Annotated in this window: 17 protein-coding genes and 2 riboswitches; of the genes, 6 read left to right on the forward strand and 11 right to left on the reverse strand. The window is 38.1% G+C overall.

What is annotated here, in order from left to right; translation table 11 throughout:
- Window positions 1-37: 37 nt before the first annotated feature.
- A riboswitch (cobalamin riboswitch) is annotated at window positions 38-227 on the reverse strand.
- Window positions 228-301: 74 nt separating this feature from the next.
- From ribE (ACN6MT_RS21715) to katA, 6 genes are all read right to left on the reverse strand, one after another.
- Window positions 302-769, reverse strand: coding sequence for a 6,7-dimethyl-8-ribityllumazine synthase (ribE, locus tag ACN6MT_RS21715; RefSeq protein WP_063255557.1), 468 nt, complete (start codon window positions 767-769; stop codon window positions 302-304).
- Window positions 770-808: 39 nt separating this feature from the next.
- Window positions 809-1,939, reverse strand: a complete 1,131-nt coding sequence (locus ACN6MT_RS21720; RefSeq protein WP_419888007.1) for a bifunctional 3,4-dihydroxy-2-butanone-4-phosphate synthase/GTP cyclohydrolase II — start codon at window positions 1,937-1,939, stop codon at window positions 809-811.
- A gap of 24 nt (window positions 1,940-1,963) precedes the next feature.
- Complete coding sequence (gene ribE, locus ACN6MT_RS21725) at window positions 1,964-2,623, reverse strand: riboflavin synthase (RefSeq protein WP_063255555.1); 660 nt, start codon at window positions 2,621-2,623, stop codon at window positions 1,964-1,966.
- Between the two features lie 175 nt (window positions 2,624-2,798).
- Window positions 2,799-2,946, reverse strand: a riboswitch (FMN riboswitch).
- Between the two features lie 93 nt (window positions 2,947-3,039).
- Window positions 3,040-3,510: a GyrI-like domain-containing protein gene (locus ACN6MT_RS21730; protein ID WP_419888008.1), complete on the reverse strand. Its 471-nt coding sequence runs from the start codon at window positions 3,508-3,510 to the stop codon at window positions 3,040-3,042.
- Window positions 3,511-3,625: 115 nt separating this feature from the next.
- A complete protein-coding gene (locus ACN6MT_RS21735; RefSeq protein ID WP_419956502.1) occupies window positions 3,626-4,474 on the reverse strand; it encodes an oxidoreductase in 849 nt (282 codons plus the stop codon).
- A gap of 137 nt (window positions 4,475-4,611) precedes the next feature.
- The gene (katA, locus tag ACN6MT_RS21740) at window positions 4,612-6,072 is read right to left on the reverse strand and encodes a catalase KatA (RefSeq protein WP_419888009.1); all 1,461 of its coding nucleotides are present in this window, start codon (window positions 6,070-6,072) and stop codon (window positions 4,612-4,614) included.
- A 218-nt stretch (window positions 6,073-6,290) separates the two neighbouring features.
- On the opposite strand from katA, the gene ACN6MT_RS21745 reads away from it, so the two are divergent.
- Together ACN6MT_RS21745 and ACN6MT_RS21750 are read left to right on the forward strand one after the other, a co-directional pair.
- Entirely contained in the window at window positions 6,291-6,494 is a 204-nt protein-coding gene (locus ACN6MT_RS21745; protein WP_419888010.1) for a hypothetical protein, read from the forward strand.
- On the forward strand, window positions 6,494-6,700 hold the full coding sequence (locus tag ACN6MT_RS21750) for a YwbE family protein (protein WP_419888011.1): 207 nt from the start codon (window positions 6,494-6,496) through the stop codon (window positions 6,698-6,700). Before ACN6MT_RS21745 ends, ACN6MT_RS21750 begins: the two co-directional genes overlap by 1 nt.
- Before the next feature lie 213 nt (window positions 6,701-6,913).
- On the opposite strand, the gene ACN6MT_RS21755 is transcribed toward ACN6MT_RS21750, so the two are convergent.
- From ACN6MT_RS21755 to ACN6MT_RS21765, 3 genes are all read right to left on the reverse strand, one after another.
- A complete protein-coding gene (locus ACN6MT_RS21755; protein ID WP_045515670.1) occupies window positions 6,914-7,114 on the reverse strand; it encodes a cold-shock protein in 201 nt (66 codons plus the stop codon).
- Between the two features lie 189 nt (window positions 7,115-7,303).
- On the reverse strand, window positions 7,304-8,056 hold the full coding sequence (locus ACN6MT_RS21760) for a Cof-type HAD-IIB family hydrolase (RefSeq protein ID WP_419888012.1): 753 nt from the start codon (window positions 8,054-8,056) through the stop codon (window positions 7,304-7,306).
- A gap of 209 nt (window positions 8,057-8,265) precedes the next feature.
- On the reverse strand, window positions 8,266-8,571 hold the full coding sequence (locus tag ACN6MT_RS21765; protein WP_419888013.1) for an iron-sulfur cluster assembly accessory protein: 306 nt from the start codon (window positions 8,569-8,571) through the stop codon (window positions 8,266-8,268).
- Between the two features lie 313 nt (window positions 8,572-8,884).
- Here ACN6MT_RS21765 and qoxA point away from each other — a divergent pair, with 313 nt between their 5' ends.
- From qoxA to qoxD, 4 genes are read left to right on the forward strand one after another with little or no spacing between them, the layout of a single operon-like run.
- Complete coding sequence (qoxA, locus tag ACN6MT_RS21770) at window positions 8,885-9,793, forward strand: cytochrome aa3 quinol oxidase subunit II (protein WP_419888014.1); 909 nt, start codon at window positions 8,885-8,887, stop codon at window positions 9,791-9,793.
- Between the two features lie 37 nt (window positions 9,794-9,830).
- On the forward strand, window positions 9,831-11,774 hold the full coding sequence (qoxB, locus tag ACN6MT_RS21775) for a cytochrome aa3 quinol oxidase subunit I (RefSeq protein WP_419888015.1): 1,944 nt from the start codon (window positions 9,831-9,833) through the stop codon (window positions 11,772-11,774).
- 3 nt (window positions 11,775-11,777) lie between these two features.
- Entirely contained in the window at window positions 11,778-12,374 is a 597-nt protein-coding gene (qoxC, locus tag ACN6MT_RS21780) for a cytochrome aa3 quinol oxidase subunit III (protein WP_419888016.1), read from the forward strand.
- 1 nt (window position 12,375) lies between these two features.
- A complete protein-coding gene (gene qoxD, locus ACN6MT_RS21785; protein ID WP_063255544.1) occupies window positions 12,376-12,657 on the forward strand; it encodes a cytochrome aa3 quinol oxidase subunit IV in 282 nt (93 codons plus the stop codon).
- 15 nt (window positions 12,658-12,672) lie between these two features.
- Here the strand turns inward: qoxD and ACN6MT_RS21790 are convergent, their stop codons facing one another.
- Window positions 12,673-12,936: a hypothetical protein gene (locus tag ACN6MT_RS21790; RefSeq protein WP_419888017.1), complete on the reverse strand. Its 264-nt coding sequence runs from the start codon at window positions 12,934-12,936 to the stop codon at window positions 12,673-12,675.
- A gap of 137 nt (window positions 12,937-13,073) precedes the next feature.
- Entirely contained in the window at window positions 13,074-14,393 is a 1,320-nt protein-coding gene (locus tag ACN6MT_RS21795; RefSeq protein WP_419888018.1) for a hemolysin family protein, read from the reverse strand.
- Window positions 14,394-14,476 lie beyond the last annotated feature (83 nt).

Below are 14,476 nucleotides of genomic sequence, written 5' to 3' on the forward strand. Positions count from 1 at the left end.
CTCTAGTCGTCCACACCTCCCTATCCTCGTAGGTTCTTTTTGGGGCACAAGATTAGGCAGGTTTCCTGGCTCATGGTCATTGCTCCCTGCGTCTTCCCATCAAATTGACAGTGACATTATGCAGGTTGCTCACATTTACAGTGGCGGGACCGCGTTGGATTTTAACCAACTTCCCTTTTAAGCTAAAAATCATTAAGATTTCCAGCACCTATTCTTCGATAATTTTTTTATGATAGACTTATTATATAGTATATAAAAATGAAAGCTATATTTTTATGCAAATTTCGTCAAAAACTTTATATTATTCGAAACTACGCAATAAATTTGCCATCTCAATCGCACCAGTTGCAACATCCCAGCCTTTATTTCCAGCCTTCGTTCCGGCACGCTCAATTGCTTGTTCAATCGATTCTGTTGTTAAGACACCAAAAATAACAGGAATACCGCTATCCAGGTTAATTCTTGAAACGCCCTTTGCAACTTCATTACAAACATAGTCAAAATGTGGTGTAGATCCGCGGATCACCGTTCCTAATGTAATAACTGCATCATACTTTTTACTAATGGCCATTTTCTGAGCCACTAGAGGAATTTCAAATGCACCTGGTACCCAAGCAATTTCAACATCTTCTTCGCTTACCCCATGTCTTTTAAGGGCATCTTGGGCACCGCTTAATAATTTACTTGTAATAAACTCGTTAAAACGACCTACAACGATTCCTATCTTTAAACCTGTTCCAACTAAATGACCTTCATAAATATGTCCCATTATAATTCCTCCAACATTTTTGTGTAATAGATATCGTTTTTATTTTACCTTTTCCTCGTTAATTTCCATTTGCAAAGCTACCGTTTCAACGACTTCAAGATCAAATCCCTTGATTCCTTTTATTTTTCGCGGATTATTCGTTAATAGCTTCATTTTACTAATCCCTAAATCCTTTAATATCTGAGCCCCAATGCCGAATTCACGTAATTCAGCTCCATTTTCATCTGCCTCAACAGTGTCATGATTTTCCTCTTGTTGCTGATATTCCCGCAATTTATTGATTAAACCACTGCCTTGACGCATATAAAGGAGGACACCGTTTCCTGCTTTTTCAATTTGGCTTAGAGCTGCATGCAGCTCTGATCGGCATTCACAGCGGTAAGAACCGAAAACATCACCCGTTAAACACTCGGAATGTACACGAACAAGGATAGGCTTCTCGGGATCTATCTCACCTTTTATTAACGCTAAATGCTCTTTACCATCAATGACGTTTGAATATCCAGCAGCCTTAAATTCACCAAACTCTGTGGGTAAATTTATTTCGGCTTCTCGTTTGACCAGCTTGTCCTTCTTATTGCGATATTCAATTAAATCTTTAATGGTGATCATCTTGACGTTAAGTTCATTGGCAATTTTCCGCAGCTCCTGAACTCGTGCCATGGTTCCATCCTCATTCATGATTTCACAAATGACTCCAGCAGGCTTAGAGCCGCATAGTCTTGCTAAATCCACTGCCGCTTCGGTGTGTCCAGTTCTCCGTAGAACTCCCCCTTTTTTAGCCACCAAAGGGAAAATATGCCCTGGCCGCTTGAAATCAGAAGGCTTTGATTCCGGGTCCAGCATACTTAGTACGGTTGCGGAACGCTCAAATGCTGATATTCCAGTTGTTGAATATTTATGGTCAATACTGACAGTGAAGGCAGTGCCATGTACATCTGTATTGACTGCTACCATTGGAAACAACTCCAATTTCTGTGCTAATTCTTCGTCGACTGGGACACAGATTAAGCCTCTTCCATGTGTGGCCATTAAATTGATGACCTCAGGTGTTGCTTTTTCAGCTAAGGAGACAAAATCACCTTCGTTTTCTCGGTCCTCGTCATCGCAAACAATGATGACTTTTCCGTTTTGTAAATCGATTAAGGCTTCTTCAATTTTATCAAACACGTTTCATCTCTCCTTTCCAAGTTTTTAAGCAAAACCATGTTCTTCTAAAAAGCTCGCACTAATACCAGATGAACTTTTTTTGTTACCGGTATTTTGTTTGCCTGTTAGAAAGTTCCCTACATACTTTCCGATCATGTCGCATTCTAAATTGACAATATCACCTGATTCTTTAAAACCAATAAGACTTTCAGATAATGTATGGGGAATAAGAGATAGAGTAAATGTTTCCTCTGTAACTCCAAACACAGTTAGGCTTGTACCATCTACGGCAATCGATCCTCTTTCTATTACATATCTTAGAATGTCTGGTGAAGCTTCAATTTCATAATAAACCGCATTTTCCACCGGTTTTTTACTTTTAATTACACCAGTTCCGTCAATATGACCGGATACGAAATGCCCTCCAAACCTGCCTCCTGCAGCCATGGCTCTTTCGAGATTCACTTTTGCTCCAGATTTAAGAGTACGTAAGCTAGAGGCTTTAACGGTTTCAGGCATAACATCTACCGTAAACTGTTTATTTGAGAAGCTAGTCACGGTTAGACAAACCCCGTTAACTGAAATGCTGTCCCCAAGGTGAACATCCTCTAAGATTTTTTTCGCATCAATTGTAAGTACAAATGATTCCCCACTTCGTTTAAGATTTGCTACTACTCCTAATTCTTCAATAATACCGGTAAACATAGAATTTGTTCTCCTTACCTTTTTTTTGCAAATGAATGCAAAAATTTTGCCTACTAATAATCATAAAAGAATAAAAAGGACCCTGAAGAAACATACTCTTCAGGGTCCTTGGAAAAGGCAATAAGAAAATAGGGCTTATAAAAGGGTAGACTGCTCCCTTGGATTAAACCGGATTTTTTTCCTTCTCCCATCCAGACTTTAACTGTCGGCTCTGGAGTTTCACCAGATCCACCGCTTAAACTTTCGTTTAACCGGGTCACGGACTAAGAAGCGCATGCTTCATCACCGCCGGTTAGGAATTTCACCTGACCCCGAAGGAATTATTCAACTATATGATTATTATTAGTATACCTAATAGTTGTGAGAATTGCTAAAAAAAAAATCAAGGAGTCAAAAATTTCTCGATCACCTCGTGATCAATAACCGTTTCCATACGTTTTTACAGGCAGATAAAGTTCAATCTGGATCTCTTCATCATTAGCCAAATCTTTTTGTATATAGACTTCTAAACTCAGGGCATGATCATCCAACTCATAGCCATATTCTTGCATCCAAATCAACGTTTCTCGATATGTATTCTCTACTTCTGACAGACTCCCCTTATGCGATGTGCAAACATAATTTTTGCGAGGAATCGTAAACCCTACCATTCCCTCCGGGACATTTTCCAGCTTTTCAACTGGCGTTGTTACATAATAAGTTAATTCTGTTTCTCTGCTATGAAAAGGAGCGATTAAGATAGAAGTATTGGTTTGATTGGGTACCTCATCGATCCGCTTTTTCATCGCATCAAATAATTCAGGAATGGTATTCAATTGTGAATAGGTGCCGCTCCACGAAATTCCAACTACCTTCATTTCTTCTTTTTCTAGCACTTGGATATTCAAACAATTCCCTCCTCTATGTTGTTCATCTATCTATTATTCTCACTGTTTCCCTGAAATCCCTTCCTAAAAACGACAATATCATGAATACTTACCGTTTGCCGCTGCCTTACTATTACTATTTTTGAAATAGTTTAGTTATGATTATTTTTTCCCACAACCGCCATGGTAAAAAATTCCTCAAAAATATTGAAGCCTTAACACCACGACCAATGGGATACCTTATGTCCGGGTTTTCCATTACCGCAATTCCAGCTATTTTCCTTGCAACTTCAAGTGGATCGCCAAAGCTATTTTCTCCTTCTGTAATGTATTTTTCTATTTTTTTCATATAATCCTGATAAGGAGAGTGTGAATGCAATGATTTTGCTGCGACCTGTTTGCCTGTTGACCAGATATTAGTTTTGTATGACCCCGGTTCAATTAATACCACCTTCACACCAAATGGCTGCATTTCTAAGCGAAGACTCTCACTCCAGCCCTCAATGGCATGCTTTGAAGCAATATAGGGCGAAAGACCAGGAAAGGCTACCTTTCCGCTTATGCTGCTAACATTGATAATACATCCATGGTTTTGTTTCCTCATTACTGGTAAAAAGGCCTTGGTGACAGCAATAACGCCAAATACATTCGTTTCAAATTGTTGTCGATATTCGTCCATTGATATTTCTTCAACAAAGCCTGCACCGGCATAACCAGCGTTATTAACCAAAACGTCCACTCTTCCAAACGTAGCAATTACCCGTTCATGAAATGCTAATATTGAATTTTCATTGGTAACATCTAATTCACAGATGACAATTTTGGAATCAACATCATACTTCTTTGCCTCCTGTAACAGGTCACTCTTTTTATTGATGTTCCTCATTGCAGCAACAACAGTAAAACCCTTACGAGCTAATTCGATAGAGGTAGATAAACCAAATCCGCTGGATGTACCGGTTACAATTGCTATTTTGTTCTTCATCATTTATCTCCCTTCAGATAAGAAAAGTTTAATACGATGCATTTGCAAAAGCTGTCGAAAATCAACAGTTTTTCTTAGAAAATTAGAAAATAACAAAAAGACTGTCGTATTGAACAGTCTTTTTGTTATTTTCTATTCTATTTCACTTCTTGTGGGATAGCTAAGCCTAAACCCTGTGCTATTCTTTCACCATACTCAGGATCAGCTTTATAAAAGTGTTGAATTTGACGATGTTTTATCTCGTCTCTCTCAACAGGCTTCATCGCACCAACTACTGTCTCAATTAAACGCATACGCTCTTCTTCAGACATTAAGCGATAAAGATCTCCAGCTTGTGTGTAATGATCATTGTGGTCGTAAGAAACACTATCTGCAACACCTGAAACTGGGAATGCTGTTGTTTTTGCTTCTGGTGACTCAGTTGGACCGCCCAAACTGTTCGGTTCATAATAAACGGACCCACCGCCATTATTGTCAGAGCGCATTTGACCATCACGTTGATAGTTATTTACTTCTACTTTAGGACGGTTAATAGGAAGCAGGTTGTGATTCGCGCCAACACGGTAACGGTGCGCGTCTGAATAAGCAAATAATCGACCCTGCAGCATTTTATCTGGCGAAGGCTCAATACCAGGCACCAGTGTTCCAGGTGAGAAGGTTGCCTGCTCTACTTCTGCAAAATAGTTTTCTGGATTACGGTTTAATACCATTTGTCCCACTTCAATTAATGGGTAATCCTTATGTGACCATACTTTCGTTACATCAAATGGATCAAAACGATAAGTATCAGCGTCTTCTAAAGGCATGATTTGAACATATAACCTCCATTTAGGGAAGTCGCCTTTTTCAATCGCATTAAATAAATCTTCAGTATGATAATCTGGATTTTCACCTGCAAGCTTAGCCGCTACGTCATTGGACATATTTTTAACGCCTTGCTCTGTTTTAAAGTGATACTTTACCCAAACAGCTTCCCCTTCTATATTTACCCATTTGAAAGTATGACTTCCATATCCGTTCATATGACGAAGTGTTGCAGGAATTCCTCGATCACCCATCAAGTATGTGACTTGGTGTAATGATTCTGGTGATAAGGACCAGAAATCCCATACCGCATTTGGATTTTTCAAGTGAGTTCGCGGATCTCTTTTTTGTGTATGAATAAAGTCTGGGAATTTAATCGCATCTCTAATAAAGAAAATAGGAGTATTGTTCCCTACTAAATCATAATTTCCTTCTTCTGTATAAAACTTAACCGCAAAACCACGCGGGTCCCTCACAGTATCACTTGAGCCTAGTTCTCCTGCTACAGTTGAGAATCGAATAAACATCGGTGTGATTTTGCCAACACCATTAAATAGTTTTGCTTTCGTATATTTTGACATATCATTAGTAACTTTAAAATATCCATGTGCCCCAGCACCTTTCGCATGTACAACCCTCTCAGGCACTCTCTCACGGTTAAAGTGTGCTAATTTTTCTAGTAAATGCACATCTTGAATTAATGTTGGTCCACGGAAGCCTGCAGTCATCGTATTCTGATTATCTCCTATTGGTGCTCCGGAGCTTGTTGTTAAATTTATATTATTGTTACTCATTTAATCACCTCGTAAACTATTTAATTACTACTCAAATAGATTATAATATAAATTAAATTAAAATCAATACTAAATTATAATAATTATTAAATAGAATTAAATTTAAATAGATCTCTTGGATATTTAAAGGCATAAAAATTTAAAGACGAATTGTTAATTTACTCATAAATAGATTATACTGAGGGTATGAAAGTACATTTTTTCAGGAGGATTTCCTAATGTCAGAAAACAATCAAAGTAACCAAAATGAAGAACCAAAAAAGAAAATGAGTTTGCAGGAAGCGATGAAACAGCAGTTGGCGAATAAGAAGAACAAAGCTGCAGCAGCGAATAACACCCAGGGCGGTCTTCAAAATAGCCAAAAAATGAAAAGCCAGCAGACGAAAAAAGTAAGTAATACCCGCAGGAAAATGGGTGTTTAATGAACGGTCAAAATAGAAAAGACATCACCGCCGGTACTAAGGTTAAGATTGTACTTAAGGCTGATCAAAGAACTGGAAAACTTACAAGTGGTGTCGTGAAGGATATTTTAACAAACTCAAGTTTCCATCCACAGGGGATAAAGGTAAGGTTAATGGATGGTCAAGTTGGAAGAGTGCAGGAAATAGTGACTTCACAGTCGATCTAATAGGTAAAATGAACTATCCCTAGGTATGAATTTCCCATATGAACCCCATACTATAAATAACCATTTTACTTATCACATAGTAAGCCTCCACTTCTTGTGGAGGTTTTTTTATCTTTTGTCCGTTTTCTGGCTCTCATATCATACGTAAGATTATAAAAGAACAATAAAAAAACAGACTCATAATTAGAGTCTGTTTTTGATTTAGAAGGTTAATTATGCTTTACGAACGTTAACCGCTTGTGGACCACGTTGCCCATTTTCGATTTCAAACGTTACTTCTTGACCTTCATCTAACGTTTTGTAGCCTTCGCCTTGAATTGCAGAGAAATGAACGAATACGTCGTCTCCTCCGTCACGCTCAATAAATCCAAAGCCTTTTTCACCGTTAAACCATTTTACTTTACCATGTTCCATCTTTGTAGCTCCTCCTAGCATGTAACAATTACATGAAATTGCAATATAGTCTTGCCCGATTATTATAACCAAGAGAAATTATTTTTAAACAATTCCCTCTTGTATATATAGTATTTCACAATTGTATTAATTTTATTTCAGGAAATTTAATTTTCCAGCTGAATAATGGTTAATCGTTCGCAAATGAAACTATTGCAGCACCCATTTCTGTATTGCTTTAGCAACCCCATCTTCATTATTTGAAGATGTCACCCATACAGCAGCCTTTTTTATCGAATCCTGAGCATTTCCCATCGCAATGCCTAAGCCTGCTTCTTCTATCATAGCCAAATCATTAAGACTATCGCCTACTGCCATGACACTGTTCATATGTATTCCAAGACGCTCACAGACTAATTTCAGTCCTTTTGCTTTATTAATCCCAGCTGGGTTTACCTCTATATTGGTTGGAGTGGAGTTGCTTAATTCAAATTCCCCGCGGGCCTGTAACTCTTTTAAAATTTTGTCTCTAGTAGGGAAATCTTTAATGTTAAATCCAAATTTCAGCCATTCCTCTCCATAAATATCTTCCGGCATTTCATCAAACCAGTTTCGCCTCGTACTGATGGCCCAGTAACGCACCTTATGCTTTTTGGTAAGTTCTACCATCCATTGAATGGAATCAGTATTCACAAGACTCCTTTCCACTAGCCCCCTTTTTTCATCCCAGATTTCACTGCCATTTACCGTCACCAAATACGACGATAATGCTAATGAATCTGCATGTTTTTCACATTTTCTAAGTGAGCGTCCAGTACTCAGGACAACAAAAATTCCTTTTTCCTGAGCCTCCTTAATCGCCTGACGGTTGGCTTCTGATATCTCATGTTGATCGTTCAACAGAGTACCATCCATATCAAGTGCAATTAGTTTTATCCCGTTCTTACTATTGAAATCTCCCATATGCAATCACTCCTTTAAAACCATACATTATTAGAGTACACCATCATCATTTATCGTCAAAACATCGTTTGTTATAAACAAAAACCTCTATACTATCGTAAGGATATTACATTATCGATAAGTACTTGGATTATATGAAGGGATTTTATAAATTATAATCAAAAACCACCTGGATCCATACCAGGTGGAATTCATTTATCTTTATTAAATTAATGATGGTGATGATGACCGCCTTTAGATGGGTTAGTAATTACCCACTCTTCTTTTGGAACATGGAACAGTTGAATCCATACTCCATCCAAAAATTCATCTCGCGTATCAAGAATAAAATCAATCTCTTTATCCGTTTTAACTACTTCATCATGTTCTGTTGGAGTATCTAGCATTAAATCATAGTGAGCGTGATCGCCATGCATATTGGTTACATACACACGAAACAATTTCCCTTCTGCTTCTGGTCCTTCCAACATTTTCTTCAATGCTTTCGCTGCGTGGCGATTAATTTTGACTTTCATGTTTGTCTCTCCTATTCGATTGGTATACATATTCATTATCCCATTAATAGGCAAAAATAGACAATTATTTTATTTTCACCACATCCTGGGGCTATTTTTTAATGGAATTTAAAACCTTAACAAAGTTGTCACAAATTCTTCAAAAAACGTATATAAACATCACACCATTGTTGTTAATATTGTGGTACGGGATAATAACACTAATTATATAGTTATTATTATGTAGTATTAATTTTAGATAAGCTTCCACCCAAGTTTGTGAATGAATTCACGAACAACCAATTGTGATAATTAATGAGAGGAGTTATAAAACATGCACAAAAAGAGTATTAAGATGGCTTTCTTTTCAGTGTTTTTTACAATCATTACGATTTTATCTGGATGTGAGCCATTACTTGTCCTGGATCCTAAAGGACCTCAAGCAGAAAGACAGGCAAGCGACATCCTATTATCGATAGGAGTTATGGCTTTTATTGTCATTGTTGTTTTTGCATTGTTAGTCTACATGTTAGTGAAATATCGCGCTTCTAAACAAAAAGCAGATTATGAACCGCCTCATATTGAAGGTAACATTTGGGTTGAGGTCATTATGGTCGGTATTCCAGTATTAATTGTAGCTTTCCTATCTTATGTATCCGTTCAAAGTAACTATATTGTAGAGGCAAAACCAAAAGGATACGAAGATAAGGAACCATTGGTCGTTTATGCTTCATCCTCAAACTGGAAGTGGCACTTTAGTTATCCAGAAGAAGGCATTGAAACAGTAAATTACTTGTATATTCCAACGGACAGACCACTGGAATTTAAACTGTATTCATATGGGCCCATTACTAGTTTCTGGATTCCACAGCTTGGGGGACAAAAATATGCAATGGGTGACCATGTAACCACTTTACACTTAGCTGCAGATGTCCCTGGTGAATTCATGGGTCGTAATGCAAACTTCTCAGGTAAAGGATTTGCTGAGAATACATTTAATGTTACAGCCATGTCTCAAAAGGATTTTGACGACTGGGTAAAAGAAGTAAAGGAAACCGCTAAGCCGATAACAGAGAAAAAGTTCGAAGAATTATTAGAACCAGGTCATCTGGGGCAGCAAACATACACGGGAACTCACCTAGAATTTTCGCCTGCGCCAACAGGTCATGAACATGGTGAAGAATCATCTGAAACAGAAACAAACACAGAATCACATACCGGACATGAAGGTATGAGTCATTAATATAAAAGTAATCTTCCCCTGAAAGGAGATATAATAAATGGATTTCTTTGATCGATTTGCCGTTCCACATCCAAGTCTTGCGATTTATGCTTCGATGGCTGCCATTGGGCTTACAGTCATCGCTGTTATTGCCGGATTAACATATTTTAAAAAATGGGGCTATTTATGGCGCGAATGGTTAACAACAGTTGACCACAAACGAATTGGTATTATGTATTTGCTCTCTGCCCTTCTTATGTTATTCCGAGGCGGGGTTGACGCCATCATGATGCGCGCCCAGCTCGCAGTACCTGAAAACACATTGCTTGATGCACAGCATTATAATGAGATTTTCACGACACACGGCGTCGTTATGATCCTTTTCATGGCAATGCCATTCATTATGTTCTTCATGAACTTTGTTGTTCCACTACAAATTGGAGCACGCGATGTCGCATTTCCACGCTTGAATGCTTTAAGCTTCTGGTTATTCTTTATGGGTGCGATGTTATTCAATATTTCATTCGTTGTCGGCGGTTCACCTGACGCAGGCTGGACTTCTTACTTCCCGCTTGCAGGTAACGAATTTAGTACATCTGTAGGTTCCAATTATTATATGATTGCGATACAGATTGCAGGTATTGGTACATTAATGACCGGTATTAACTTTATCACTACCATTCTGAAAATGAGAGCACCTGGCATGACATTAATGAAAATGCCAATGTTTACTTGGTCTGCTTTAATTGCCAACGTCATCATCGTTTTCGCATTCCCAGTTTTAGCTGTGTTACTTGCAATGGGAACCTTTGATCGTCAATTTGGAACTCACTTCTTTACGATGGATAATGGCGGTATGGATATGCTTTGGGCAAACATTTTCTGGGTTTGGGGACACCCTGAGGTATATATCTTAATTCTGCCGGCATTTGGAATTTACAGTGAAGTTATTTCAACTTTTGCCCGTCGTAACCTATATGGCTATAAATCTATGGTTGGTTCGATGGTTATTATATCGCTTCTATCGTTCCTGGTATGGGCGCACCATTTCTTTACTATGGGGCAAGGAGCATTTACAAACAGTATCTTCTCCATCACAACGATGGCAATTGCTGTTCCTACTGGTGTGAAGATTTTTAACTGGCTGTTCACACTTAGAAAAGGGAAAATTGTTTTTACTACACCAATGCTTTACAGCATGCTATTCATTCCGTTATTTACACTTGGCGGAGTTACCGGCGTAATGCTTGCGATGTCTGCAGCAGACTATCAATATCACAATACAATGTTCTTAGTTGCTCACTTCCATAACGTTATTATACCTGGTGTTGTTTACGCGATGCTTGCAGGGCTGCATTATTATTGGCCAAAGATGTTTGGTTTCATGTTAAATGAGAAAATTGGTAAATGGACAGCATGGCTTCTTTCAATCGGCTTCGTCTTAGCCTTCATGCCTATGTACGTTTCAGGTTTAGATGGCCAGGCACGTCGTATGTACACATACTCTGAAGCTGCTGGATTTGGTGCAATGAATATGATTTCGTTCGTTGGTGCTGCGATTATGGCCATTGGGTTCGTGTTAATCGTCTATAATATCTACTATAGTACCCGCTATGAATCAAGAGATATTAGTAACGATCCTTGGGATGCACGTACGTTAGAATGGGCAACACATACACCAGTACCAGAATATAATTTTGCGATTTTACCAGAAGTACGTTCCAATGAAGCACTATGGGACGCAAAGAAAAATGGTCATGTATTATTTAAAGGTGAATACGAGAAAATTCACATGCCAAATAATAGCGGTATCCCATTCATCATGAGCTGTATCTTCTTTGTATGGGGATTCTCCTTTATTTTCAGCTTGTGGATTCCGGCAATCCTTACGACAATTGGTATTTTCATTTGTATGGCTCTAAGGTCATTTGAACAAGACCACGGCCGTTATATCTCTGTAAAAGAAATTGAAGAAACAGAAACAAATTTGCGAGGTGCTTAGATTATGAAAATAGATAACTCGCTTCCACTAGAATATAGTACAGAAGAAAACAGTTTAAAAGTCCTAGGATTTTGGATTTTCCTAGGTGCCGAAATTATGCTTTTCGCTACCCTGTTCGCAACCTACTTTACGTTAGAGCATAGAACCGGAAGCGGTCCAACTGGAGCAGAGATTTTCCAAATCACTCCTGTTTTATTTGAAACAATCTTACTTTTAACAAGCAGCTTTACAGTTGGACTTGGAATTCATGCCATGCGTCTAGGGAACAAAAAGGCAATGATTTCATTCTTCTCGATTACCCTGCTTCTTGGTCTAGCGTTTTTAGGGGTAGAGATCTTTGAATTTGTTACGTATGTACATGAAGGTGCTGGTATCCAAACGAGTGCATTTACAGCAGCTCTCTTAACCACCCTTGGAACTCATGGAGCACACGTTACACTTGGCTTTTTCTGGGGATTGTTCATTATTCTCCAAATTAAAAAACGTGGATTAACTCCACAAACAACCAATAAAGCATTTATCTTCTCGCTATATTGGCATTTCCTAGATGTTGTTTGGATTTTCATTTTCAGCTTCATCTACTTGAAAGGAATGATGTAATATGAGCCAATTATTTCCAATGAAGCAAGTACTTGGTTTTGTATTCTCTATACTCCTGACAACCGTTGCATTAGCCGTATACTTTCTTGATATGTCCTTTGCAGCAGGCATGACAATCCTTCTTGTTACAGCATTCATCCAAGCAGGACTACAATTAGTTGTTTTTATGCACGCTGGAGAAACAAAGGATAAAGGTGCAATTTATACAAATGTTTTTTATGGCCTGATTATCGCACTTGTAACAGTGTTTGGAACGCTGCTAGCAATGATTTGGGATATGTAATTAAAAAAGGAGTACCTATTGAATAGGTGCTCCTTTTTTTGATCTCATTGGAACTACTTTCGTCCCTATATATGATTTTTCCAACATTTCATCTGTTACGACCAAGAACACACCGATCAGAAAAATAAATACAGCACCAACACATGTTCCAATTCCAATTGGCACTAAAAGATTGTAACCGGTTACAAGTAAACCAGCAATAAAAGTCAATATTCCAATAGTTAGAATGGTTAGGCCGGTATAAGTCACAGCATTTAGGAATTTCTCTCTACTTCTCATAACCACATATCCCCTTTCTCTATATTATTAATTATTGACTCTGTTCACAAAATTGTCAAACTTTTTTTCTCAATTTCACACACTTTTCTTGACATTAAAAAAACAAGCAATTCTCCATTCGGAGAAATTGCTTGTTTTTAGGGTTTTTGTTCTGCAGTAAAAACTTTTTTTGCTTCTATTAAAAGTATATGATGTCCTTGAATTTCTTTTACTGTGAAGAGGATACCCTCCTCCTCTATCTGGTCGCCTTTTTTGGCGTCAAAATTTCGAGTCAAGAACCAGCCGCCAATGGTATCTACTTCTTCAGAGGATAAATTTGTTCCTAAGATATCATTTACTTCCCCCACTAACACTTTTGCATTAAATAAGTAGTGGTCGGGATTTATTTTTCGAATTTCCGCTACTTCGTCGGTGTCGTATTCATCACGGATTTCACCGACGATTTCCTCTAATATATCCTCAACAGTGACCAATCCAGAAGTCCCCCCATATTCATCAAGCAGAATGGCCATATGGGAACGTTCCTTTTGCATCTTAACCAGCAAATCATGAATAGGAATGGATTCAATGACTCGAATGACTGGCTTTAACATGGACTGCAAGGTAGTATCCTTCAGAATCTCGTCCCTTTTAATCTCTTCCGTCAATATTTCTTTAATATTGATGAGTCCTAAAATATTATCCTTATCTCCATCGACTACAACTGGATACCGTGTATATTTTTCTCTCTTTATAACTTCCTTTACCGTTTCAATGCTGTCATTCATATTCATCGTAACCATTTCTGTTCTCGGAACCATGATTTCTTTGGCAATTCTTTCGTCAAATTCAAAAATATTATTGACGTACTCCAATTCACTTTTGTTGATTTCTCCACTTTCATAGCTCTCTGATAATAATATCCGCAGTTCTTCCTCTGACAGTCCTAATTCATTTTCCGAGACAGATTTAAACCCAAACCATCCCACGATGACGCGCGCTGAATGATTTAATACCCAGATAAACGGGTACATAATTTTGTAAAACAAAATTAATGGTTTTGAAGTCGCAAGTGTAATTTCTTCCGCTTTTTGGATAGCAACAGTTTTTGGAGCAAGCTCTCCAATGACAACATGTAAAAACGTAACCGAAGCAAAGGCTAAACCAAACGATAATACATGGGATAAAGCTTCATTCAACTCCATCCGCTTAAATAACGGGAACAACAAGCTTTCAACGGTTGGTTCTCCGAGCCAGCCAAGACCCAAGGCTGTAACCGTTATTCCAAGCTGACAGGCTGATAGATATTCATCAAGGTGAGTTGTCACATGTTTAGCTGCTTCAGCCCCTTTTTTACCTTCTGCGATTAATTGTTCAATTCTAGATCCCCGTACCTTCACGATAGCAAATTCCGTCGCTACGAAATATCCGGTTAACGCAATTAATAATGCAATTAAAAGAAGATTTATGATTGTCAATGGCTCACCTTACACGGTGTAAGGCTTACACCTCCATAAAAATATATGTATACATTATTCATACCCATAATCCGCTTTTTTTA

This window comes from Neobacillus niacini, from assembly GCF_048572935.1.
GTDB lineage: Bacteria > Bacillota > Bacilli > Bacillales > Cytobacillaceae > Neobacillus > Neobacillus niacini.

Coding starts and splice junctions, on each gene's coding strand:
- ribE (WP_063255557.1), bottom strand. CDS start 769: ATGGGACATATTTATGAAGGTCATTTAGTTGGAACAGGTTTAAAGATA.
- ribE (WP_063255555.1), bottom strand. CDS start 2,623: ATGTTTACCGGTATTATTGAAGAATTAGGAGTAGTAGCAAATCTTAAA.
- ACN6MT_RS21735 (WP_419956502.1), bottom strand. CDS start 4,474: ATGAAGAACAAAATAGCAATTGTAACCGGTACATCCAGCGGATTTGGT.
- katA (WP_419888009.1), bottom strand. CDS start 6,072: ATGAGTAACAATAATATAAATTTAACAACAAGCTCCGGAGCACCAATA.
- ACN6MT_RS21745 (WP_419888010.1), top strand. CDS start 6,291: ATGTCAGAAAACAATCAAAGTAACCAAAATGAAGAACCAAAAAAGAAA.
- ACN6MT_RS21750 (WP_419888011.1), top strand. CDS start 6,494: ATGAACGGTCAAAATAGAAAAGACATCACCGCCGGTACTAAGGTTAAG.
- ACN6MT_RS21755 (WP_045515670.1), bottom strand. CDS start 7,114: ATGGAACATGGTAAAGTAAAATGGTTTAACGGTGAAAAAGGCTTTGGA.
- ACN6MT_RS21760 (WP_419888012.1), bottom strand. CDS start 8,056: ATGGGAGATTTCAATAGTAAGAACGGGATAAAACTAATTGCACTTGAT.
- ACN6MT_RS21765 (WP_419888013.1), bottom strand. CDS start 8,571: ATGAAAGTCAAAATTAATCGCCACGCAGCGAAAGCATTGAAGAAAATG.
- qoxA (WP_419888014.1), top strand. CDS start 8,885: ATGCACAAAAAGAGTATTAAGATGGCTTTCTTTTCAGTGTTTTTTACA.
- qoxB (WP_419888015.1), top strand. CDS start 9,831: ATGGATTTCTTTGATCGATTTGCCGTTCCACATCCAAGTCTTGCGATT.
- qoxC (WP_419888016.1), top strand. CDS start 11,778: ATGAAAATAGATAACTCGCTTCCACTAGAATATAGTACAGAAGAAAAC.
- qoxD (WP_063255544.1), top strand. CDS start 12,376: ATGAGCCAATTATTTCCAATGAAGCAAGTACTTGGTTTTGTATTCTCT.
- ACN6MT_RS21790 (WP_419888017.1), bottom strand. CDS start 12,936: ATGAGAAGTAGAGAGAAATTCCTAAATGCTGTGACTTATACCGGCCTA.